At 70.5% G+C, this 20,253-nt stretch carries 16 protein-coding genes; 7 read left to right on the top strand and 9 right to left on the bottom strand.

Going from position 1 to position 20,253, the window contains the following annotated elements; all coding sequences use genetic code 11:
* Positions 1–28 precede the first annotated feature (28 nt).
* The 3 genes from KY49_RS32850 to KY49_RS32840 form a co-directional block, all read right to left on the bottom strand.
* Complete coding sequence (locus tag KY49_RS32850; protein ID WP_042588414.1) at positions 29–802, bottom strand: slipin family protein; 774 nt, start codon at positions 800–802, stop codon at positions 29–31.
* Positions 799–2,349 (bottom strand): NfeD family protein, encoded by a 1,551-nt coding sequence (locus KY49_RS32845; protein WP_042588413.1) that lies wholly within the window; start codon positions 2,347–2,349, stop codon positions 799–801. Before KY49_RS32845 ends, KY49_RS32850 begins: the two co-directional genes overlap by 4 nt.
* 149 nt (positions 2,350–2,498) lie before the next feature.
* A complete protein-coding gene (locus tag KY49_RS32840; RefSeq protein ID WP_042588412.1) occupies positions 2,499–3,533 on the bottom strand; it encodes an AraC family transcriptional regulator in 1,035 nt (344 codons plus the stop codon).
* 139 nt (positions 3,534–3,672) lie between these two features.
* On the opposite strand from KY49_RS32840, the gene KY49_RS32835 reads away from it, so the two are divergent.
* The 6 genes from KY49_RS32835 (at position 3,673) to KY49_RS32810 (ending at position 11,106) form a co-directional block, all read left to right on the top strand.
* Entirely contained in the window at positions 3,673–4,806 is a 1,134-nt protein-coding gene (locus tag KY49_RS32835; RefSeq protein ID WP_042588411.1) for an acyl-CoA dehydrogenase family protein, read from the top strand.
* Between the two features lie 124 nt (positions 4,807–4,930).
* Positions 4,931–6,637, top strand: coding sequence for an AMP-binding protein (locus tag KY49_RS32830; protein ID WP_042588410.1), 1,707 nt, complete (start codon positions 4,931–4,933; stop codon positions 6,635–6,637).
* 99 nt (positions 6,638–6,736) lie between these two features.
* Positions 6,737–8,266 carry a CoA-acylating methylmalonate-semialdehyde dehydrogenase gene (locus KY49_RS32825; RefSeq protein WP_042588409.1) on the top strand — a complete coding sequence of 510 codons (1,530 nt, stop codon included), beginning with the start codon at positions 6,737–6,739 and terminating at the stop codon, positions 8,264–8,266.
* A gap of 13 nt (positions 8,267–8,279) precedes the next feature.
* The gene (gene mmsB, locus KY49_RS32820) at positions 8,280–9,182 is read left to right on the top strand and encodes a 3-hydroxyisobutyrate dehydrogenase (protein WP_010089837.1); all 903 of its coding nucleotides are present in this window, start codon (positions 8,280–8,282) and stop codon (positions 9,180–9,182) included.
* A complete protein-coding gene (locus tag KY49_RS32815; protein WP_042588408.1) occupies positions 9,179–9,970 on the top strand; it encodes an enoyl-CoA hydratase in 792 nt (263 codons plus the stop codon). The genes mmsB and KY49_RS32815 overlap by 4 nt, the downstream gene beginning before the upstream one ends.
* Positions 9,967–11,106 carry an enoyl-CoA hydratase/isomerase family protein gene (locus KY49_RS32810; RefSeq protein ID WP_042588407.1) on the top strand — a complete coding sequence of 380 codons (1,140 nt, stop codon included), beginning with the start codon at positions 9,967–9,969 and terminating at the stop codon, positions 11,104–11,106. Before KY49_RS32815 ends, KY49_RS32810 begins: the two co-directional genes overlap by 4 nt.
* 9 nt (positions 11,107–11,115) lie before the next feature.
* Here the strand turns inward: KY49_RS32810 and KY49_RS32805 are convergent, their stop codons facing one another.
* The gene (locus KY49_RS32805; protein ID WP_042588925.1) at positions 11,116–12,021 is read right to left on the bottom strand and encodes a LysR family transcriptional regulator; all 906 of its coding nucleotides are present in this window, start codon (positions 12,019–12,021) and stop codon (positions 11,116–11,118) included.
* 121 nt (positions 12,022–12,142) lie between these two features.
* Between KY49_RS32805 and KY49_RS32800 the strand changes: the two genes are divergently transcribed.
* A complete protein-coding gene (locus KY49_RS32800) occupies positions 12,143–13,681 on the top strand; it encodes an MFS transporter (RefSeq protein WP_042588406.1) in 1,539 nt (512 codons plus the stop codon).
* Positions 13,682–13,724: 43 nt separating this feature from the next.
* Here the strand turns inward: KY49_RS32800 and KY49_RS32795 are convergent, their stop codons facing one another.
* From KY49_RS32795 to KY49_RS32775, 5 genes are all read right to left on the bottom strand, one after another.
* Positions 13,725–15,113, bottom strand: a complete 1,389-nt coding sequence (locus KY49_RS32795; RefSeq protein ID WP_442854663.1) for an efflux transporter outer membrane subunit — start codon at positions 15,111–15,113, stop codon at positions 13,725–13,727.
* A gap of 11 nt (positions 15,114–15,124) precedes the next feature.
* On the bottom strand, positions 15,125–17,164 hold the full coding sequence (locus tag KY49_RS32790) for a MacB family efflux pump subunit (RefSeq protein ID WP_042588404.1): 2,040 nt from the start codon (positions 17,162–17,164) through the stop codon (positions 15,125–15,127).
* A 2-nt stretch (positions 17,165–17,166) separates the two neighbouring features.
* Entirely contained in the window at positions 17,167–18,357 is a 1,191-nt protein-coding gene (macA, locus tag KY49_RS32785) for a macrolide transporter subunit MacA (protein WP_042588403.1), read from the bottom strand.
* A gap of 154 nt (positions 18,358–18,511) precedes the next feature.
* The gene (locus KY49_RS32780; RefSeq protein ID WP_042588402.1) at positions 18,512–19,093 is read right to left on the bottom strand and encodes an HD domain-containing protein; all 582 of its coding nucleotides are present in this window, start codon (positions 19,091–19,093) and stop codon (positions 18,512–18,514) included.
* A 97-nt stretch (positions 19,094–19,190) separates the two neighbouring features.
* Positions 19,191–19,748: a helix-turn-helix domain-containing protein gene (locus KY49_RS32775; protein WP_042588401.1), complete on the bottom strand. Its 558-nt coding sequence runs from the start codon at positions 19,746–19,748 to the stop codon at positions 19,191–19,193.
* Positions 19,749–20,253 lie beyond the last annotated feature (505 nt).

Genomic DNA, 20,253 nt, shown 5'->3' with positions numbered 1-20,253 from the left:
AGCGCGGCGGGCGCGGAGCGCCTTGCGCTCAGCGCTCGCGCGGCGGCCCGAAGCGCTCGAGCAAGGAACTCAGCAGCTCGACCGGCAGCGGGAACACGATCGTCGAGTTCTTGTCGGCCGCGATCGTCGTCAGCGTCTGCAGGTAGCGCAGCTGCATCGCCTGCGGCTGCTGCGCGAGCCGCTGCGCGGCCTGCAGCAGCTTTTCGGACGCCTGCAGCTCGCCTTCCGCGTGGATCACCTTCGCGCGCCGTTCGCGCTCGGCCTCGGCCTGCCGCGCGATCGCGCGCACCATCGTCTCGTTGAGGTCGACGTGCTTGATCTCGACCGTCGACACCTTGATGCCCCATGCGTCGGTCTGCGAGTCGAGCGTCTTCTGGATGTCGGCGTTCAACTGCTCGCGCTCGGCGAGCAGCGCGTCCAGCTCGTGCTTGCCGAGCACCGAACGCAGCGTCGTCTGCGCGAGCTGGCTCGTCGCGTCGAAGAAGCGCGCGACCTGGATCACGGCCTTCTCCGGATCGACGACGCGGAAATACACGACCGCGTTCACCTTCACCGACACGTTGTCGCGCGTGATCACGTCCTGCGCGGGCACGTCGAACACGACGGTGCGCAGGTCGATGCGCACCACCTGCTGGACGATCGGGATGATCAGCACGAGCCCCGGCCCCTTCACTTTCCAGAAGCGGCCGAGCATGAACACGACGCCGCGCTCGTATTCGCGGAAGATGCGGATCGACGACGCGACGAGCAGCACGGCGAAAACGATCAGCAGGCTGCTGAAGCCGAACGTATAGCCAATCATTGTTGTTCTCCCTTTACGACCGAAGTCGGCGGCGTGTCATAGAGCGGGGCGACCGTCAGCATCAGCCCCTGGCGGCCCGTGACGCGCACCCGGCAGCCCGCGGCGAGCGGCGCGCTGCATGCGACCCGCCAGCGCTCGCCGCGCACCAGCGCCCAGCCGGCGGCGGACGGCTCGGGGCCGCCGGCCGTTTGCGGCTGGTCGGGCACGAGGCCGTCGTCGAGCACTTCGCCGATGCTGCCGACCATCGCCTCGCCGCCGGTGACGACCGGGCGGCGCCGCGCGCGCAGCGCGAGGCTCGACACGCCGGCCACCAGCAGCCCGCCGGTGAGCCCGAGGCTCGCGATTAGCGGCCACGGAATCCCGTAGCCGGGCACGTCGGTGTCGATCAGCATCAGCGCGCCGATCGTGAACGACGCGATGCCGCCGAAGCCGAGCACGCCGAAGGTCGGCAGGAACGCCTCGGCGACGAGGCACGCGAGGCCCAGCAGCACGAGCCCGAGGCCCGCGTAGTTGACCGGCAGCAATTGCATCGCGAACAGGCCGATCAGCAGGCAGATCGTGCCCACGAGGCCCGGCAGCACGAACCCCGGGTTCGCGAATTCGAAGAACAGCCCGTAGATGCCGAACGTCAGCAGGATCAGCGCGACGTTCGGATCGGTGATGATCGACAGGAAGCGGCTGCGCCAGTCGGGCTCGACGACGACGAGCGGCGCGTGCGCGGTCGCGAGATGCCGCGCGCCCGCGGACGTCGTCACGGTGCGGCCGTCGAGCTGGCGCGCAAGGTCGGCCGGGTCCAGCGCGACCACGTCGACGACGTGCTGCGTGTGCGCCTCGCTCGCCGACAGGCTGACCGCTTCGCGCACCGCGCGCTCCGCCCAATCGGCGTTACGTCCGCGCAACTGCGCGAGGCCGCGGATGTAGGCGGCCGAATCGTGCATCACCTTGCGAGCCTCGGTCGATTGCGTGTCGCTGGGCAGCGTGCCCGATGCGCCTGACGCGCCCGACGCGGGCGACGTTCCTGCTCCGCCGGTCGGCGACGGCGGGGTGCCCCCGGGCGCGCCGCCGATGCCGAACTGGACCGGCGACGCCGCGCCGAGGTTGGTGCCCGGCGCCATCGCCGCGACGTGGCTCGCGTACACGATGTAGGTGCCCGCGCTCGCCGCGCGCGCGCCGCTCGGCCCGACGAATGCGGCGACCGGCACCGGCGAGCCGAGGATCGCCTTGATGATCACCCGCATCGACGAATCGAGGCCGCCCGGCGTGTCGAGCTGCAGGATCGCGAGCGGCGCGCGCTCTTTCGCCGCGCGGCCGAGCGAGCGGACGATGAAATCGGCACTGGCCGGCCCGATCGCGCCGCTGACCGGGATCACGATGATGGGGGGATGGGCCGCGGGCACGCTCGCGGCGCGCGGCGCCGCGGCGACCGCGCAGACGACGAGCAGCGCCGCGAACAGCACGGCGCGCGCGACCCGCGCCGACAGCGGGTGGTGGGAATGTCGGCCCGACGCGTCGGGCGTCGGCAGATGCCAATGGCGTTGGAAGCGCATCGACCGTCCGGGCGGCGCGCGGCTGCGCGCCGTCCGGCCCGCAGGAAGGGCGCTGGCCCGATGTTTAAAGAGTAGGCGGTTTCTGCGGAAAGCGCGATGGCGGGGCCGGAGTGGCGCTCGCCGCACGCCACTGGCCGTGCGCCACGAAATCAGCGCGCGTCGGCCCCGCGCGCCAGCGCCTCGTCGCGAAACTCGGCCGGGCTGCGCCCGCTCCACTTGCGGAACGCGCGGTAGAACGCGCTCGGCTCGGCGAAGCCGGCCGCCGCGGCGACGTCGGCGATCGTGCGCGCCGGATCGGCGAGCGCCTCGAACGCGAGATCGCGCCGCAGCGCGTCCTTGATCGACTGGTACGCGTGGCCTTCCTGGTGCAGCTTGCGGCGCAGCGTCGCCTCGGCCACGTGCAGCCGCGCGGCCATCCCCGCCGCGCCGGGCCACGCGGCGGGCGGCATCCCGCGCAGCACCGCGCGCACGCGCTGCGCGAGCGCGTTCGGGTTGCGGTACTTGACGATGAAGCTGGCCGGCGCGTTGCGCAGGAAGGTCTTCAGCGTCTTCGCGGTCTGCACGACCGGCAGCGCCGCGAATTCGGGATCGAAATCGACATACGAATCGGGCTGGTTGAAGCGCATGTCGTCGCAGAACATCGACGGGTATTCGTGCTCGGCGGGCGGCGTGTCGCAGCGGAAGCACGCGGCGAGCAGCGGGATGCGCCGGCCGATCAGCCAGCAGGTGAGCCCGTAGACGATGATGAAATAGGTCGCGTACGTGAACATCGCGGGCGTCGCGCCGTTGTTGCGGTGCACGAAGCGCAGCCGCACGCGCTGCGGGTTCGCGTCGAGCTCCGCGTGCAGGTCGTCGAGCACGCAGTGCATGAAGTTCACCGCGCGCGCCATCGCATGCAGGCCGTCGCGCGCCGTGAGCGCCGCCTGGCTCATCGCGATGAAGCTGCCGCTTCGCATCGGGTGGCTGTCCTGGCCGAAGAACTCGTCGTCGAGCGTGCGCGCGATCGCGTTCCACAACGCGCCGTATTGCTGCGCGGACACCCGCGCGCGCGGCTGCTCGAGCAGCGCGGGCGGGATGCCCGCCTGCGCGAGCAGCGGCTCGGCCGCGACGCCGCGCCGCGTCGCGAGCGCGACGCTGTACGCGACGAGACTGATCGCGATGGTTCCCTTTTCTTCCTGCTTCATCGACGGCGCCGCTATGGCAAAAACGCTCAGTGTAAATGAGCGGTGCGAGCATCGAACAGTCGTGCACGGTTGCCTACACTTGATTCATCGAAAACACATTGCGGCCGCGCCACGCCGGCCGCCGGGAGACGGCAGCGCCATGGACGAGCTTTACACCGAAGACCAGCGGATGATCCGCGATGCGGCGCGCGCTTTTGCCACCGAGGTGCTGGCGCCGAACGCCGCGCAGTGGGACCGCGACGCGCACCTGCCGGATGCGGTCGTCGCGCAGCTCGGCGAGCTGGGCCTGCTCGGGATGATCGTGCCGCAGGAGCTGGGCGGCGCGTATACGGACTACGTCGCGTATGCGCTCGCGATGGAGGAAATCGCCGCGGGCGACGCCGCGTGCGCGACGATGATGAGCGTGCACAACTCGGTCGGCTGCGGGCCGATCCTCGGCTTCGGCACCCCCGCGCAGAAGGAACGCTGGCTCGCCGACATGGCGGCCGGCCGCACGATCGGCGCATTCTGCCTGACGGAGCCGCAGGCCGGCTCCGAGGCGCACAACCTGCGCACCCGCGCGGAGCTGCGCGACGGCAAGTGGGTGCTGAACGGCGCGAAGCAGTTCGTGACCAACGGCCAGCGCGCGGGCATCGCGATCGTGTTTGCCGTGACCGATCCGGACGCCGGCAAGCGCGGCATCTCCGCGTTCCTGGTGCCGACCGACACGCCGGGCTTCGTCGTCGGCAAGCCGGAGAAGAAGATGGGCATCCGCGCGTCGGATACCTGCCCGATCACGTTCGAGAACTGCGCGATTCCCGAGGAGAACCTGCTCGGCGCGCGCGGCGAAGGGCTGAAGATCGCGCTGTCGAACCTCGAAGGCGGCCGCATCGGCATCGCCGCGCAGGCGCTCGGCATCGCGCGCGCCGCGTTCGACAAGGCGCGCCGCTATGCGGGCGAGCGCGTGCAGTTCGGCAAGCCGCTCGCCGAGCATCAGGCGATCCAGCAGAAGCTCGCGGACATGGCGACGCAGATCAACGCCGCGCGCCTGCTCGTGCATCACGCGGCGAAGCTGCGCACGGCCGGGCTGCCGTGCCTGTCGGAGGCGTCGCAGGCGAAGCTGTTCGCGTCGGAGATGGCCGAGCGCGTGTGCTCGGACGCGATCCAGATCCACGGCGGCTACGGCTACCTCGCCGATTACGAAGTCGAGCGTCATTACCGCGACGCGCGCATCACGCAGATTTACGAGGGAACCAGCGAAGTGCAACGGATGGTGATCGCGCGGCAGCTTTGAGCGTCGCGCCGGTTGCCCGGTGACAGCAGCCAGCCCCAGAGACCGAAAAATGGCCGGGGCATCGCGAAGCGCGGGGGCTTGTGAGTCCGTCGCGCCGCGCAACATGGAGACAGGAGACGACTCGATGACCGCACAGGCTTTCCTGGACGCACGCGATTTTCTGCTGCGCCATCGCACCGACTACGAAACCGCGTACCGCGATTTCCAGTGGCCGGCGCCCGACCCGTTCAACTGGGCGCTCGATTATTTCGACGTGATGGCGCGCGGCAACGACAAGCCCGCGCTGTGGATCGTCGACGCGGCGACCGGCACGGGCGACCCGTATTCGTTCGCGCAGATGTCCGAACGCTCGTCGCGGATCGCGAACTGGCTGCGCGGCATCGGCGTCGCGCGCGGCGACCGGATCCTGCTGATGCTGCCGAACCGCGTCGAGCTGTGGGACGCGATGCTCGCCGCGATGAAGCTCGGCGCGGTGGTGCTGCCCGCGACCACGCAACTGTCCGCCGACGACGTGCGCGACCGCGTGCAGATCGGCGGCGCGAAATACGCGATCGTCGACGAGAACGAAACCGCGAAGTTCGAGCAGCCCGAGCTCGGCCTCGCGCAGCGGATCGTCGCCGGCGCGCCGCGCGCCGGCTGGCTCGCGATGAACGACGGCTACGCGGCGCCGGCCGCGTTCGAGCCGGACGGCGTCACGCATTCGAGCGACCCGATGCTGCTGTATTTCACGTCGGGCACGACGTCGAAGCCGAAGCTCGTCGAGCACACGCACCGCACCTACCCGGTCGGCAGCCTGTCGACGATGTACTGGGTCGGCCTGCAGCCGGGCGACATCCACTGGAACATCAGCTCGCCCGGCTGGGCGAAGCACGCGTGGAGCTGCTTCTACGCGCCGTGGAACGCGCAGGCGTGCGTGTTCGCGTTCAACTACGCGCGCTTCGAGCCGAAGGTCGTGCTCGACGCGCTGGTCCAGTACCAGGTGACGACGCTGTGCGCGCCGCCGACCGTCTGGCGGATGCTCGTGCAGCAGCCGCTCGCGTCGTTCGACGTGAAGCTGCGCGAGATCGTCGGCGCGGGCGAGCCGCTGAACCCGGAAATCATCGAGCGCGTGAAGAAGGCGTGGGGCATCACGATCCGCGACGGCTACGGCCAGACCGAGACCACCTGCCTGATCGGCAACTCGCCGGGCCAGCCGGTCGTCTCCGGCTCGATGGGCCGCCCGATGCCCGGCTACCGGATCGAGCTGCTCGACCCGGACGGCGCGCCGGTCAGCGAAGGCGAGGTCGCGCTGCCGGTCGGCGCGGGCGTCGAGCGCCCGGTCGGCCTGATGACGGGCTACGCGAACAACCCCGACGCGACCGCGCATGCGATGCGCGACGGCCACTACCGCACATCCGACATTGCGATGCGCCGCGACGACGGCTACTTCGTCTACATCGGCCGCGCGGACGACGTGTTCAAGTCGTCCGACTACCGGCTGAGCCCGTTCGAACTCGAAAGCGTGCTGATCGAGCATCCGGCGATCGCCGAGGCGGCGGTCGTGCCGAGCCCGGACCCGCTGCGGCTCGCGGTGCCGAAAACCTTCATCACGCTGCGCCAGGGCTACGAGGCCAGCCCGGCGCTGGCGCTCGAGATCTTCCGCTTCTCGCGGGAGAAGCTCGCGCCGTACAAGCGCATCCGCCGGCTGCAGTTCGCGGAATTGCCGAAGACGATCTCCGGCAAGATCCGCCGCGTCGAGCTGCGCCGCCGCGAGATCGAGCGCGGCGACGACACGAGCGCACGGATGCCCGGCGAATACTGGGAAGAGGATTTTTCTGCAGAACTGAAATGACCCGAGCGCGGGCCGCGCGCGTCGCGCGGCCCGCCGATGCATCGAACCGGCCGCCCGCGCGCTGTGTCGCGCGGCGGCACTCCCAAGGAGAATCAAGCGATGAACGCGAATCCGACGCCCCACGCGGGGCAAGACGTGCCGACGGTCAAGCTGCTGATCGACGGCGAATTCGTCGAATCGAAGACGCACGAGTGGCGTCCCATCATCAATCCGGCCACGCAGGAGGTGCTCGCGCGCGTGCCGTTCGCGACCGTGGCTGAAGTCGACGCGGCCGTGCAGGCCGCGCAGGCGGCGTTTGCGTCGTGGAAGAACACGCCGATCGCCGCGCGCATGCGCATCATGCTGAAGTTTCAGGATCTCGTGCGCGCCAACCAGCAGCGGATCGCGAAGACGCTGACCGCCGAGCAGGGCAAGACGCTGCCCGACGCGGAAGGCGACATCTTCCGCGGCCTCGAAGTGGTCGAGCACGCATGCTCGATCGGCACGCTGCAGCTCGGCGAGTTCGCGGAGAACGTCGCGGGCGGCGTCGACACCTACACGCTGCGCCAGCCGCTCGGCGTGTGCGCGGGCATCACGCCGTTCAACTTCCCCGCGATGATTCCGCTGTGGATGTTCCCGATGGCGATCGTGTGCGGCAACACGTTCGTGCTGAAGCCGTCGGAGCAGGACCCGCTGTCGACGATGCAGCTCGTCGAGCTCGCGCTCGAGGCGGGCATTCCGAAGGGCGTGCTGAACGTCGTGCACGGCGGCAAGGAAGTCGTCGACGCGATCTGCACGCATCCGCTCGTGAAGGCGATCTCGTTCGTCGGCTCGACCGCGGTCGGCACGCACGTGTACCAGCTCGGCAGCGAGCACGGCAAGCGCGTGCAGGCGATGATGGGCGCGAAGAACCACGCGGTCGTGCTGCCCGACGCGAACCGCGAGCAGACGCTCAATGCGCTCGTCGGCGCCGGGTTCGGCGCGGCGGGGCAGCGCTGCATGGCGACGTCGGTCGCGGTGCTGGTCGGTGAGGCGCGCGACTGGCTGCCGGAGCTCGTCGAGAAGGCGAAGCAGTTGAAGGTGAACGCGGGGCACGAGGCCGGCACCGACGTCGGCCCGGTCGTGTCGAAGGCCGCGAAGGAACGCATCCTGTCGCTGATCGAAGCGGGCGTGAAGGAAGGCGCGAAGCTCGAGCTCGACGGCCGCGGCGTGACGGTGGCCGGCTACGAGCAGGGCAATTTCGTCGGTCCGACGATCTTCTCGAACGTGAAGACCGACATGTCGATCTACACGCACGAGATCTTCGGCCCGGTGCTGGTCGTGCTCGAAGCCGACTCGCTCGACGACGCGATCGCGCTCGTCAACGCGAACCCGTTCGGCAACGGCGTCGGGTTGTTCACGCAGAGCGGCGCGGCGGCGCGCAAGTTCCAGAGCGAGATCGACGTCGGCCAGGTCGGCATCAACATTCCGATCCCGGTGCCGGTGCCGTTCTTCAGCTTCACCGGTTCGCGCGGCTCGAAGCTCGGCGACCTCGGCCCGTACGGCAAGCAGGTCGTGCAGTTCTACACGCAGACCAAGACGGTCACCGCGCGCTGGTTCGACGACGACACGACGGCCGGCCCGGTGAATACGACGATCCGTTTGCACTGACAAGGGGCTGAACATGAAGATCGGTTTTATCGGCCTCGGCCACATGGGCGCGCCGATGGCGCTGAACCTGCTGAAGGCCGGCCATGAAGTGCATGCGTTCGACCTCAGCGCCGATGCGCTGCGCGCGTTGCAGGACGCGGGCGCGCAGGCGGCCGGCTCGCCGCGCGACGCGGCGGCCGGCGCGGAGTTCGTGATCACGATGCTGCCGGCCGCGCCGCACGTGCGCTCGGTGCTGACCGGCGAGCATGGCGTGCTGGCCGGGCTCGGCGCGGGCGCGACCGTGATCGATTCGAGCACGATCGACCCGGCCAGCGCGCAGGCGTTCGGCGCGCTCGTGCGCGAGCACGGCGGCGCGTTCGTCGATGCGCCGGTGTCGGGCGGCACGGGCGGCGCGGCGGCGGGCACGCTGACCTTCATGGTCGGCGGCAGCGACGCGGATTTCGAACGCGTGCAGCCCGTGCTCGCCGGGATGGGCAAGAACATCGTCCATTGCGGCGCGACCGGGATGGGGCAGGTCGCGAAGGTCTGCAACAACCTCGTGCTCGGCATCTCGATGGCGGCCGTGTCGGAGGCGATGTCGCTCGGCGTCGCGCTCGGCATCGATCCGAAGGTGCTCGCGGGCATCGTCAACACGTCGACGGGCCGCTGCTGGAGCTCGGACACGTACAACCCGTATCCGGGCGTGATCGGCACCGCGCCGTCGTCGCGCGGCTACACGGGCGGCTTCGGCACCGACCTGATGCTGAAGGATCTCTGCCTCGCGAACGACGCGGCGAAGCAGGTGCGCCAGCCCGTCTATCTCGGCGCGCTCGCGCAGCAGCTCTACCAGACGATGAGCAGCCGCGGCGACGGCCAGCTCGATTTCTCGGCGGTGATCCGCCTCTACCAACCGGCAACGAAGAAGGACGCGCAATGATCGAACTGGACTTCGTCGACGACGGCGCGATCGCGTGCGCGACGCTCAAGCGGCCGCCCGCGAACGCCTTTACCGCCGACGGCCTGCGGCAATTGCAGGAGACCGTCGGCGAACTCAACGCGAACCCGCGCGTGCGCGCGCTCGTGATCACCGGCGACGGCCCGAAATTCTTCAGCGCGGGCGCGGACCTCAACACGTTCGCCGACGGCGACCCGGCGGTCGCGCGCGCGATGGCCACGCGTTTCGGCTCGGCGTTCGAGGCGCTCTCCGACGCGCGCTTCGTGACGATCGCGGCGATCAACGGCTATGCGATGGGCGGCGGGCTCGAATGCGCGCTCGCGTGCGACCTGCGCATCGCGGAGACGCATGCGCAGATGGCGCTGCCCGAGCCGTCGGTCGGGCTGCTGCCGTGCGGGCTCGGCACGCAGACGCTGCCCTGGCTGGTCGGCGAAGGCTGGGCGAAGAAGATCATCCTGGCCGGCGTGCGCGTCGACGCGGCGACTGCGCTGCGGATCGGCCTCGTCGAGGACGTGGTCGACACGGGCGCCGCGCGCGACGCGGCGCTCGCGCTCGCGCGCAACGTCGCGCGGCAGAGCCCGCACGCGGTCGCGTACAGCAAGGAGCTGATCGGCCTCGCGCGCCGCGGCGTGCCGCGCAGCGCGGCGCTCGCGGTCGAGCGCGAGCGCTTCGTCGACCTGTTCGATACGAACGATCCGCGCGAAGGCGTGGCCGCGTTTCTCGGCAAGCGCGCGCCGCAGTGGCACACCGACGGGGAGCAGGACCGATGAGCACGCCGATCACGACGCATGACGCGTTTGCCGACGCCGCGCCCGAGGTTCTGTGCCGCGTGCTGAACCGCGTGGCGCTGATCACGCTGAACCGGCCGGCCGCGCTCAACGCGCTGTCGCACGGGATGGTGCGCGAGCTGGCGGTGCTGCTCGCGCGTTGCCGCGCCGACGACCAGATCGTCGCCGTCGTGCTGCGCGGCGCGGGCGAGAAGGGCTTCTGCGCGGGCGGCGACGTGCGCGCGCTGTACCGGGACGCCGCGCGGCGCGACGCGTGGCTGCCGTTCTTCGTCGACGAATACCGGCTCGACTACGCAATCCACACGTTCCCGAAGCCGGTCGTCGCGCTGATGGACGGCATCACGATGGGCGGCGGCATGGGGCTCGCGCAGGGCGCGGCGCTGCGGGTCGCGACCGAGCGCAGCAAGATCGCGATGCCGGAGACGCGCATCGGCTTCGTGCCGGACGTCGGCGCGACGCACTTCCTTGCGCGCATGCCGGTCGAGCTGGCGCTGTACGTGGGGCTCACGGGCGCGACGCTGTCCGGCGCGGATGCGCTCGTCGCGAAGCTCGCGGACCTGTGCGTGCCGTCGTCGTGGCTCGACACGTTCGAGACGCGCATCGAGAACCTCAAATGGGACGGCGACGTGCTCGCCGCGCTGCGCCGGGTGTTCGAGCCGCCGTGCAACGTCGTGCCGCACGCGGCGCTCGACGGCCAGCTGCCGTGGATCGTGCGCCACTTCGACAAGCGCTCGACGGTCGAGCGGACCGTCGCGACGCTCACGCAGGAGCTCGCGCGCGACGAGCTGTCGCGTGAGCATCGCCAGTGGCTGCAGGCGACGCTCGACGCGCTGCTCGGCCATTCGCCGACGATGCTCGCCGTGACGCGCGAGGCGCTGCTGCGCGGCCGCCAGATGACGCTGGCCGAATCGTTCCGGATGGAGCTCGGCATCGTCGCGCGGGCGATCGAGGAGGGCGATTTCCGCGAAGGCGTGCGCGCGCATCTCGTCGACAAGGACCGCAAGCCGCGCTGGGCGCCGGCGTCGCTCGTCGAGCTGCGCGCCGAACGCGTGCGGCATTTCCTCACGTCGCCGTGGAAGCTGCCCGCGCATCCGCTCGTCGAGCTGGGCAACGCGTAAACACCGGCCCTAGTCGGTGAACAGCGGCACGAGCGCGTCGACGAGCGCGTCGATCGCGCAGCGCGTCTTGCGCGGCAGGTAGCGGGTCCGGGGCCAGACGACGTTGATCTCGCCCTGGTCGACGAAACAGCGTTCCCGCAAGACGACGAGTTCGCCGCGGCGCACGTATTGCGCGAGCAGCCAGCACGGCAGCCACGCGATCCCAAACCCCGACACGGCCGCCGCGGCGATCGCCTGCACGTCGTCGAAGCTGAGCTGATGCCGGACGTCGACGCGCACCGCGCGTCCGTCCGCATCGCGCACTTCCCACGGCCGCGGCACGCCGGCGCGCGAATAGGCGATCGTCCGGTGCTGCGCGAGCGCGTCGAGCGTCGCCGGCGCGCCGTAGCGCGCGAGGTAAGCCGGCGACGCGCCGAGGCTGCCATACTGCGTGCCGATCCGGCGCGCGACGAGGCTCGTGCTGTCGGGCAGCCGGCCGATCCGCACCGCGAGGTCGATGCCTTCCTCGACGAGGTCGACGGCCCGGTCGGTCAGCGACAGGTCGATCTGCAGATGCGGATAGGTATGGGCGAGCTCCGTCAGGATCGGCGCGACGCAGTGATGGCCGAACGCGAGCGGCACGCTGACGCGCAGGCGGCCGCGCGGCTCGTGGCGGCCGCTGTCGAGATCGGCCTGCGCGGCGTCGAGCTCGGCGAGCGCGCGCACGCAGCGGTCGTAGTAGCCCTGGCCGTCGTCGGTCAGGCTTTGGCTGCGGGTCGTGCGGTTCAGCAGCCGCGCGCCGAGCCGCTTTTCGAGGCGCGCGACCGCCTTGCCGACCGCCGAGCGCGTCATGTCGAGCCGTTGCGCGGCGAGCGCGAAGCTGCCGGCCTCGACCACCTGCACGAACACCTCTACCCCTTCCAGTCTGTCATCCATCGGATCGCTCATTTGATTGGTGCCTTGCATTCCCGGGTCATGCGAATTGCATGAGTCAATGGGGAGTGAAGTTCCCAATATAGTACCGACTCCCGTTCATTACGCGAGGCCACGACTCCCCATGACGCAATCCGACACCCGCCGCAATGCGGCCGCGCTCGCGGCCGTCTGCCTCACTTCACTGATGTTCGGCCTCGAGATCTCGAGCGTGCCGGTGATCCTGCCGACGCTCGAGGACGTGCTGCACGGCGACTTCAACGGCATGCAGTGGATCATGAACGCGTACACGATCGCCTGCGCGACGGTGCTGATGGCGGCGGGCACGCTCGCGGACCGCTTCGGCCGCAAGCGCATGTATGTCGCGGGCACGCTGCTGTTCGGCGTGACGTCGCTGTTGTGCGGGTTCGCGCCGAACGTGCCGGTGCTCGTCGCGGGCCGGCTGCTGCAGGGCGCGAGCGGCGGCGCGATGCTGACCTGCCAGATCGCGGTGCTGTCGCACCAGTTTCGCGAGGGCCGCGAGCGCAGCCGCGCGTTCAGCGTCTGGGGGATCGTGCTCGGGATCGGGCTCGGCTTCGGGCCGATCGTCGGCGGCGCGATCGTCGCGATCGCGAGCTGGCCTTGGGTGTTCCTCGTCCACGTGCCGCTCGCGGCCGTCGCGCTCGCGCTGATCGGCGGCGGGGTGCGGGAGTCGCGCGATCCGCACGCGGGCACGCTCGACGTCGCGGGCATCGTCACGCTGTCGCTCGCGCTGCTCGGCCTGTCGTTCTACATCACGCAGAGCGCCGCGATCGGCCTGACCAGCGCGACCGGGCTCGCGGTGCTCGGCGCGACCGCGCTCGCGCTGGCCGGCTTCGTCGTCGCCGAGCGCCGCAGCGCGCGCCCGATGTTCGATTTCTCGGTATTCCGGATTCGCGCGTTCACCGGCGCGATCTTCGGCTCGATGGGGATGAACTTCAGCTTCTGGCCGTTCATGATCTATCTGCCGATCTACTTCCAGGTCGCGCTCGGCTACGACAGCGTGACGGCCGGCCTCGCGCTGCTCGCGTACACGCTGCCGACGCTGGTCGCGCCGCCGTTCGGCGAGCGTCTCGCGCTGCGCTACGGGGCGGGCGTCGTGATTCCGGGCGGGCTCTTCACGATCGCGGCGGGCTTCGCGCTGATGCGGGTCGGCAGCGCGGCCGCGCACGCCGACTGGCTGACGATGCTGCCCGGCTGCCTGCTCGCAGGCATCGGGCTCGGCCTCACGAACACGCCGGTCACCAACACGACGACGGGCGCAGTGCCGAGCGCGCGCGCCGGGATGGCGTCGGGCATCGACATGAGCGCGCGGATGATCTCGGTCGCGCTGAACATCGCGACGATGGGCTTCGTGCTGGTCGCTGGGATCGTGTCGGGCCTGAAGGCGAGCGTCGGCGGCGCGGTCGGCGACGCGCCGCTGCGCGCGCTCGCGCAGGAGATCGCGGCCGGCCGCGCGGACGGATGGCACGCGCTGGCGCCGGCGCTGGCCCAAGCCGACCCGACGGGCGCGGCGCTGCACGCGGCGCTCGTGCAAGGGTTCGGGTGGGTGATGGTGTATGGCGCGGCGGGTGTCGCGGTGCTGGCGACCGCGAGCGTCGTCGCGTTCGCGCCCGCGCGGCGGCGGGCAGCGGTGGCGGAGTGACGGGCGCGGGCGGCGCGGCCGTCGCACCGCGACCGACGACTTGCTACGCGCCGCCGCCGAGCGCCCGATACAGCGTCATCTGGTTGTTGAGCCGGTTCAGCCGGTTCTGCGATTCGGCGCTCTGCGCGTCGCGCAGCCGCTGCTGCTGGTCGAGCCACGGCTGCACGTCCGTCGCGCCGGCGGCGAACCGCGCGGCGGCCAGCGTTTCCGCGCGCTGCGCCTGGGCGAGCGACAGCGCGCGCTGCTCCGCCTCGCGTTCGAGCTGCACGCGCGCCGACAGCGCGTTCTCGACCTCGGCCAGCGCCGAGTAAAGCCGCTGGCGGAACCCGACGACCGCCTCCTGGTACTGCGTCTGCGACACCTTGATCTGCAGCTGCATCGTGTTCCACTGGAGGAACGGCAGCGCGAGCCCGAGCCCGAGCGTCGCGACCGGATTCGACAGCACGCGCTCGAGGCTCGTGCTCGACGTGCCGACGTTGCCCGTCAGCGTGAAGGTCGGATAGAAGCTCGTGCGGGTCGCGTCGACGTTCGCCAGCGATTCGCGCAGCCGGAATTCCGCCGCGCGCAGGTCCGGCCGCCGGCCGAGCAGGTTCGCGGGCAGGCCGGCCGCGACCGCGGGCAGCGGCCCGTCGGGCAGCGTCGGCGGTTCGGCGGCGCTCTGCTGCGGCGGCCGGTCGAACAGGATCGCGAGCGCGTGGCGGTTTTCGGTGCGCTGCTGGAGCAGTTGCGTCTGCGCGGCACGCTGCGCGGCGAGGCTCTGCTCGGCCTGCGCGAGGTCGAGCCCGGAGGTTGCACCGGCCGCGTGGCGCGAGCGCACCAGCGCGACCGTGCGCGCCGCATACGCGATGTTCGCGTCGCCGAGCGCGATCTGCCGGTTCAGGTAGCCGATCTGCCAGTACAGCGCGGCCGTCGTGCCGATCAGCGACAGCCGCGCGGCTTCGCGGTCGGCCTCGGTCGCATCGGCTTCCCAGCGCGCGGCGTCGCGCAGCGCGGCGAGCCGGCCCCACAGGTCGAGCTCGTAGCTCAGCGCGCCGGTGATGCCGCTCGCGCGGCCCATCTGGTGCGTATCGAGCGTGCGCGACACGCTGCCGTTCGCGCCGAGCGTGACGGCGGGCGTCAGGTTCGTGTCGGCGAGCCCGGCCTGCAGCCGCGCGCGGTACACGCGGATCGCCGCGATCGCGAGGTCGTTGTTGGTGCGCAGCGCGTCGTCGATCAGGCGGTCGAGCACCGGGTCGCCGAAGCTGCGCCACCAGTCCGCCGGCGTGGCGGGCGCGTTGGGTGCGTTGGGTGCGTCAGGCGGCACGGGCGATTCCCAGTGGGCCGGCATCGTGACGGGGGGCGGCGGCCGGTCGCGCGTGGCCGCGCAGCCGGCGATGAGCGCGGCGGCGCAGGCGAGCGCGCCCACGCGGCGGATCGGGTAGGGCAGGGTCATGGTCATTTTTGTCAGTCCCGCGCGAGCGCATCGATCGGATCGAGCCGCGACGCGTTGCGCGCCGGCATGAAGCCGAACACGACGCCCGTGAGCGTCGAGCACAGGAACGCGGTGACGATCGCGCCGGCGGAGAACACCATCTGCCATTGGTCGACGAACATCGAGAACAGGACGCCGACGCCGAACGACAGCGCGATCCCGACCGCGCCGCCCAGCAGGCAGACCAGCACGGCCTCGACGAGGAACTGCTGCAGGATGTCGGTCTGGCGCGCGCCGACCGCCATCCGGATGCCGATCTCGCGGGTGCGCTCGGTGACCGACACGAGCATGATGTTCATCACGCCGATCCCGCCGACCACCAGCGAAATGACCGCGATCAGCGACAGCAGCAGCGTCAGCGACCGGCCGGTGCTCTCGACCGTCTTCACGACGCTGTCCATGTTGTACGTGAAGAAGTCCTTGCGCCCGTGCCGCTGGGTGATCAGCTTCGTCAGGCTCTGCTCGGCGGCCTGGCTCGGCTGGCCGGCGCGCACGCGCACGGTGATGCTGTCGAGATGCTGCTGGCCGAACAGGCGCCCGCTCGCGGTCGTGTACGGCACCCACGCGTTCAGGCTCTTCACGTCGCCGAACGCGCTTTTCTTGTCGGCCACCACGCCGATCACGACGCACGGCAGGTTGCCGATCAGGATCACTTCGCCGAGCGGATTCGGGCGCGCGCCGAACAGCTTGCGCCGCGTGTTCTGGTCGATCACCACGACCTGCGCCTGGCGGCGCACCTCGTCCGCGCCGAACGCGACGCCCAGCGCCAGCTTCATCCCGCGCACCTGGAAGAACCGCTCGCCGACGCCGCTGACGAGCGCGTTGACGTCGACGTTGCGATAGCGCAGCAATTGTGTGCGGGACGTTTCGGGCGTCGCGCTGTCGATGTACGGCTGTTCGGCCAGCGCGGCGACGTCGGCGGGCACGAGCGTCTGGATCGCGTCCGCGCGGCTGTCGCCCCAGTCGAGGCCCGGATAGAGGTTGATGGTGTTCGTGCCGATGCTGCCGATCTCGTCGAGCATGTAGCGCTTCGCGCCTTCGCCGATCGCGACGATCGACACGACCGACGTGATGCCGATGATGATGCCGAGCATCGTCAGCGCCGTGCGCAGCCGGTGCGACACGAGCGCGCGCCACGCCATCCGGAACGCTTCCGCGAAACGGCCGGCGCCGGCCGACAGGCGGCGCGCGGGCCGCGCGGGTCGTGCAGGTTGTCCGGCGTCGACGGCGAGCGCCGGATCGGCGCCGGCGTGCGCGAGCAGCACGGGCGTCGCGTGCCACGCGGTATCCGGCTCCGCCGCCGTTTCGGCGGCCGCGGCGTAGTGCGGGTTCGAGCGGTCCGCGACGATCTCGCCGTCGTGGATCTCGACGATGCGGCGCGCGCGCCGGGCGACGTGCTCGTCGTGCGTGACGATGATCACCGTGTGGCCGAGCGCGTTCAGCTCGCGCAGGATGCGGATGACTTCGTCGCCGCTTTTCGAGTCGAGCGCGCCGGTCGGCTCGTCGGCCAGGATCACTTCGCCGCCGTTCATCAGCGCCCGCGCGATGCTCACGCGTTGCTGCTGGCCGCCCGACAGCTGGCTCGGCCGATGGTCCTCGCGGTCCGCGAGCCCGAGGCGCGCGAGCAGGCGCTGCGCGCGTGCGCGGCGTTCGGCCGGCGCGCTGCCTGCGTAGATCGCCGGCATCTCCAGGTTCGCGACCGCGCTCAGGTGCGGCAGCAGGTGATAGCGCTGGAAGATGAAGCCGAAGCGCTCGCGGCGCAGCTGCGCGAGTTCGTCGCCGTCGAGCGTGCGGGTCTCGCGTCCGCCGACCGTGTAGCTGCCGGCGCTCGGATGGTCGAGGCAGCCGAGGATGTTCATCAGCGTCGATTTGCCGGAGCCCGACGCGCCGACGATCGCGACGATCTCGCCGGCGTCGATCGACAGGCTGACGTTCCTCAGCACCACGACGTCCCGGTCGCCGGCCGGGAAGCGCCGCGTGACGCCGGTCAGCTGCAGCAGCGGCCGCGTCATCGTCACGCTCCCGTCGCCGACGCGGCTTGCGAGTCGGCGTCGGCGTCGCCGATCACGACCTGCTCGCCTTCCTTCAGGCCCGCCAGCACCTCGACCTTCACGTTGTTGTTGATGCCGGTGCGGATCGTGCGCGTTTCGGTCTTGCCGTCGGCGCGCAGCACGCGCACCGCGTACGCGCCGTTCTTGTCCTTCGCGCCGAGCGCGGCGGCCGGAATGCTGAGCGCGTTGCGCGCGCCGCCGAGGACGATGTTGACCTGCGCGGTCATCGAGATGCGCAGCCGATGGCCGGGGTTGGGCACCTCGAACAGCGCGTTGTAGAACACGGCGGCGTTCGTCTTCGTGGCGCCGCCGCCGGCGCCGCCGAGCCCGGCCTGCGATTCGAGGAAATTCTGCGGTGCCGGCTCGATCGCGCGCAGCTTGCCGTAATAGCGCCGGTCCGGTTCGCCGAGGATCGTGAAATACGCGGTCTGGCCGGGCTGGATGCGGATCACGTCGGCTTCGGACACCTGCGCCTTCACCGTCATCGTGTCGAGATCGGCGAGCTTGAGGATCACGGGCGCTTGCTGCTGCGCGATCACGGTCTGGCCTTCCTGCGTGACGATCGCGACGACTTCGCCGTCCATCGGCGCGACGATGCGCGTATAGCCGAGATTGGCCTGCGCGGTGTCGATCTGGATGCGGGCCGCGCGGATCTGCGCGTCGAGCGACGCGAGGTTCGCGCGCTGCACGTCGAGCGCCGCGCGCGCGGATTCGAACGCCTCGCGGGAGGTCGCGTCGTCGGGCAGCATCGTCTGCTGGCGGCGGAACGCGAGGTCGGTCTGCTTGAGCTGCGCGGCGGTCGCGCGCTGCTGCGCGAGCAGGTTTTCCTCGCTGGTGCGCGCCTGCCGCAGCGCGTTCTGCGAGATGACCGGATCGATTTCCGCGAGCCATTGCCCCTTCTCGACCTTGTCGCCGAGGCGGACCTTCAGCGTCTTAAGCTGTCCTGACACCTGGGCGCCGACGTCGACCTGCCGGAACGCCTGCAGCGCGCCCGTGGCCAGCACCGCGTTCTCTAGATCGCCGCGCGCGACCGGCGCGCTCAGGTAGCGCGGATGCCGGTCGGGCGAGAGGTAGTGGAGCGACAGGCCGCCGGCGATCGCGACGACGACAACACTGGCCAGCGCGATGCGCCAGCGGCGACGGTTCTGTTTCATGTGGGCACGGCGAAGATGAATCGGGCGTCGGCGGCGCGTGCGGCCGATCGGGCGCCCATGATAAGCGAATTCATCTGAGGAAATCGTGCCGAACTGTGCGCGATTGTGGGCATTCGTTACCGCGCAGCGGCGGCCTGCGCCCGCCGCTGCCCGATCACGCGTGCCGCGTGCCGGCGTCGATCCGGCTTTGCGTGTCGGCGTCCACGATCGCCCGGATCGCGCGGAACAGTGGGCTCGAGTCCGTATGGCGCCGGCCGTAGCCGAGATTGAACGCGTAGTCGAAGTCCGGCGGATTGTCGCCCTGGTTGTGCTGCAGGATCGTTTCCAGCTTGTCGAGCGCCTTGACGGCCTTCGCTTCCGGCGACGCGGCCTGCTCGTATTCGTCCCACAGCGCGACGATCTCGTCGCGCAGCGCGGCGTCGAGGCCGGCGGTCAGCGTCAGCAGGTCGCGCCGCTCGTGCGCGCTCTTGTCCGGATGCGCGGCCTGCTCGACCGCCGGGATGTCGCCGTGCAACGCCTCGCCCAAGTCGTGGACGACGCACAGCTTCAGCAGCTTCAGCGGGTCGACGCCGTCGAGCGCGTCGGCGAACACCAGCGCCATCAGGCACAGCCGCCAGCTATGCTCGGCCGTGCTTTCCGCGCGGCCGGCCGACGTGTGGCCGCTGCGCAGCACGTCCTTCAGGCGTTCCGCTTCGCGCAGGAACGCGAGCCGCGCGTGGATAGTGTCGGGAGTCATCGGTGAGGTCCGCAAGGTTCGCAAGGTCCGGGTTTGGAGCCGTCAAGCTTAGGCCGGACGCCGGCGCGCCGTCCACGCATGAAATATGCGCGGCGCGCTACAGCGTTTCGACGAGCCGCGCGGCCGAGCCGTCCGACAGGATCATCCGCGTCCAGCGGCAGGTGCTGCGACGGATCGGCACGATGCGCGATGCGTTCGCGCCGCTGTCGAACTCGACGCTCGGCGGCCCGGCGCTGTCGCGCCAGCCGAGCGTGTCGAGCGACGCTTCCAGCGCGGCGATTTCCGGCGTCGCATAGCGCCACAGCGACGCGCCGAGCATCGTCGGCAGCGGTTTCGCGAACTCGGCGGCGCGCAGCGACGAGCACGCCAGCAGCCGATGCGTGAGGTCGCACACGAGGTGCACGCAGCCGGGATGGTCGCCGACGAGCCGCGCGAGCGCGCGGTCGCCGGCGGAATCGAGCCGCGCCGCGAGCAGGCGCTCGGCGATCGCGCGCTCGTCGGGCGACATCTGCTGGACGCCGGCTTCCCAGCGGGAAATCGTCGACTGCGCGACGCCGAACAGCTCGGCCGCGTGGCTCTGCTTCACGCGGCGCAGGAGCCGCCAGCGCTTCAGCAGCGGGCCGAGCGGCGGCGATTGAAGCGGCGAGTCGGTCATGTGGGGGCTCCGGTTGCGGCCGTCGCGAACGGTCAGGGGAGGGGGAGTCCGCGTTGCGCGGTCAATAGGGTCTGTTTACATACGGAACGCGCATGCGAATGCCCGAAATCGCTCGTAGGGCAAGGAGCAAGGAGCGCCGTTTGGCCGAGCCAAACAAGCGACGCGCGACGCCGCCATGCGGGCGATTTCGGGCATTCCCCTGGAATGATTTTTTTAATTTGGGGTTGCGACGAGAACGGCCGCTCGCCGCGTTGTGCTCCTTGCGAATACGTCCAGTATTCGCGGCGTCGCACGCCTCGCGAGCGGCCGTTCTCGTGGCAACGCATGCGCGTTCCGTATGTAAACAGACCCTAGTGGCTTTCAGCGGCTTTCGCCCTCGGAGCCGACGATTCTGGCGCAAGTGCCGGGCCTTGTCGAACTGCGGCGCGGCATTCATATTCGTGCCATGTTGCTGCGGCAACAATCGCAGGCAGACGTACGACAATCTCGCGGCGCATCCCGCGAC

Origin of the sequence: Burkholderia sp. MSHR3999 (assembly GCF_000833595.1) — a bacterium.
Lineage (GTDB): Bacteria > Pseudomonadota > Gammaproteobacteria > Burkholderiales > Burkholderiaceae > Burkholderia > Burkholderia ubonensis.
Note: the sequence above shows the minus strand (reverse complement) of the source record. Positions and strands in the feature narration are given on the sequence as shown.

What these genes read in the sequence shown, in the direction of transcription:
- KY49_RS32850 (WP_042588414.1), bottom strand. Translation starts at nt 802, where the DNA reads ATGATTGGCTATACGTTCGGCTTCAGCAGCCTGCTGATCGTTTTCGCC.
- KY49_RS32830 (WP_042588410.1), top strand. Translation starts at nt 4,931, where the DNA reads ATGACCGCACAGGCTTTCCTGGACGCACGCGATTTTCTGCTGCGCCAT.
- KY49_RS32780 (WP_042588402.1), bottom strand. Translation starts at nt 19,093, where the DNA reads ATGACTCCCGACACTATCCACGCGCGGCTCGCGTTCCTGCGCGAAGCG.
- KY49_RS32815 (WP_042588408.1), top strand. Translation starts at nt 9,179, where the DNA reads ATGATCGAACTGGACTTCGTCGACGACGGCGCGATCGCGTGCGCGACG.
- KY49_RS32835 (WP_042588411.1), top strand. Translation starts at nt 3,673, where the DNA reads ATGGACGAGCTTTACACCGAAGACCAGCGGATGATCCGCGATGCGGCG.
- KY49_RS32790 (WP_042588404.1), bottom strand. Translation starts at nt 17,164, where the DNA reads ATGACGCGGCCGCTGCTGCAGCTGACCGGCGTCACGCGGCGCTTCCCG.
- KY49_RS32825 (WP_042588409.1), top strand. Translation starts at nt 6,737, where the DNA reads ATGAACGCGAATCCGACGCCCCACGCGGGGCAAGACGTGCCGACGGTC.
- KY49_RS32845 (WP_042588413.1), bottom strand. Translation starts at nt 2,349, where the DNA reads ATGCGCTTCCAACGCCATTGGCATCTGCCGACGCCCGACGCGTCGGGC.
- KY49_RS32810 (WP_042588407.1), top strand. Translation starts at nt 9,967, where the DNA reads ATGAGCACGCCGATCACGACGCATGACGCGTTTGCCGACGCCGCGCCC.
- KY49_RS32775 (WP_042588401.1), bottom strand. Translation starts at nt 19,748, where the DNA reads ATGACCGACTCGCCGCTTCAATCGCCGCCGCTCGGCCCGCTGCTGAAG.
- mmsB (WP_010089837.1), top strand. Translation starts at nt 8,280, where the DNA reads ATGAAGATCGGTTTTATCGGCCTCGGCCACATGGGCGCGCCGATGGCG.
- KY49_RS32840 (WP_042588412.1), bottom strand. Translation starts at nt 3,533, where the DNA reads ATGAAGCAGGAAGAAAAGGGAACCATCGCGATCAGTCTCGTCGCGTAC.
- KY49_RS32800 (WP_042588406.1), top strand. Translation starts at nt 12,143, where the DNA reads ATGACGCAATCCGACACCCGCCGCAATGCGGCCGCGCTCGCGGCCGTC.
- KY49_RS32805 (WP_042588925.1), bottom strand. Translation starts at nt 12,021, where the DNA reads ATGGATGACAGACTGGAAGGGGTAGAGGTGTTCGTGCAGGTGGTCGAG.
- macA (WP_042588403.1), bottom strand. Translation starts at nt 18,357, where the DNA reads ATGAAACAGAACCGTCGCCGCTGGCGCATCGCGCTGGCCAGTGTTGTC.
- KY49_RS32795 (WP_442854663.1), bottom strand. Translation starts at nt 15,113, where the DNA reads ATGACCCTGCCCTACCCGATCCGCCGCGTGGGCGCGCTCGCCTGCGCC.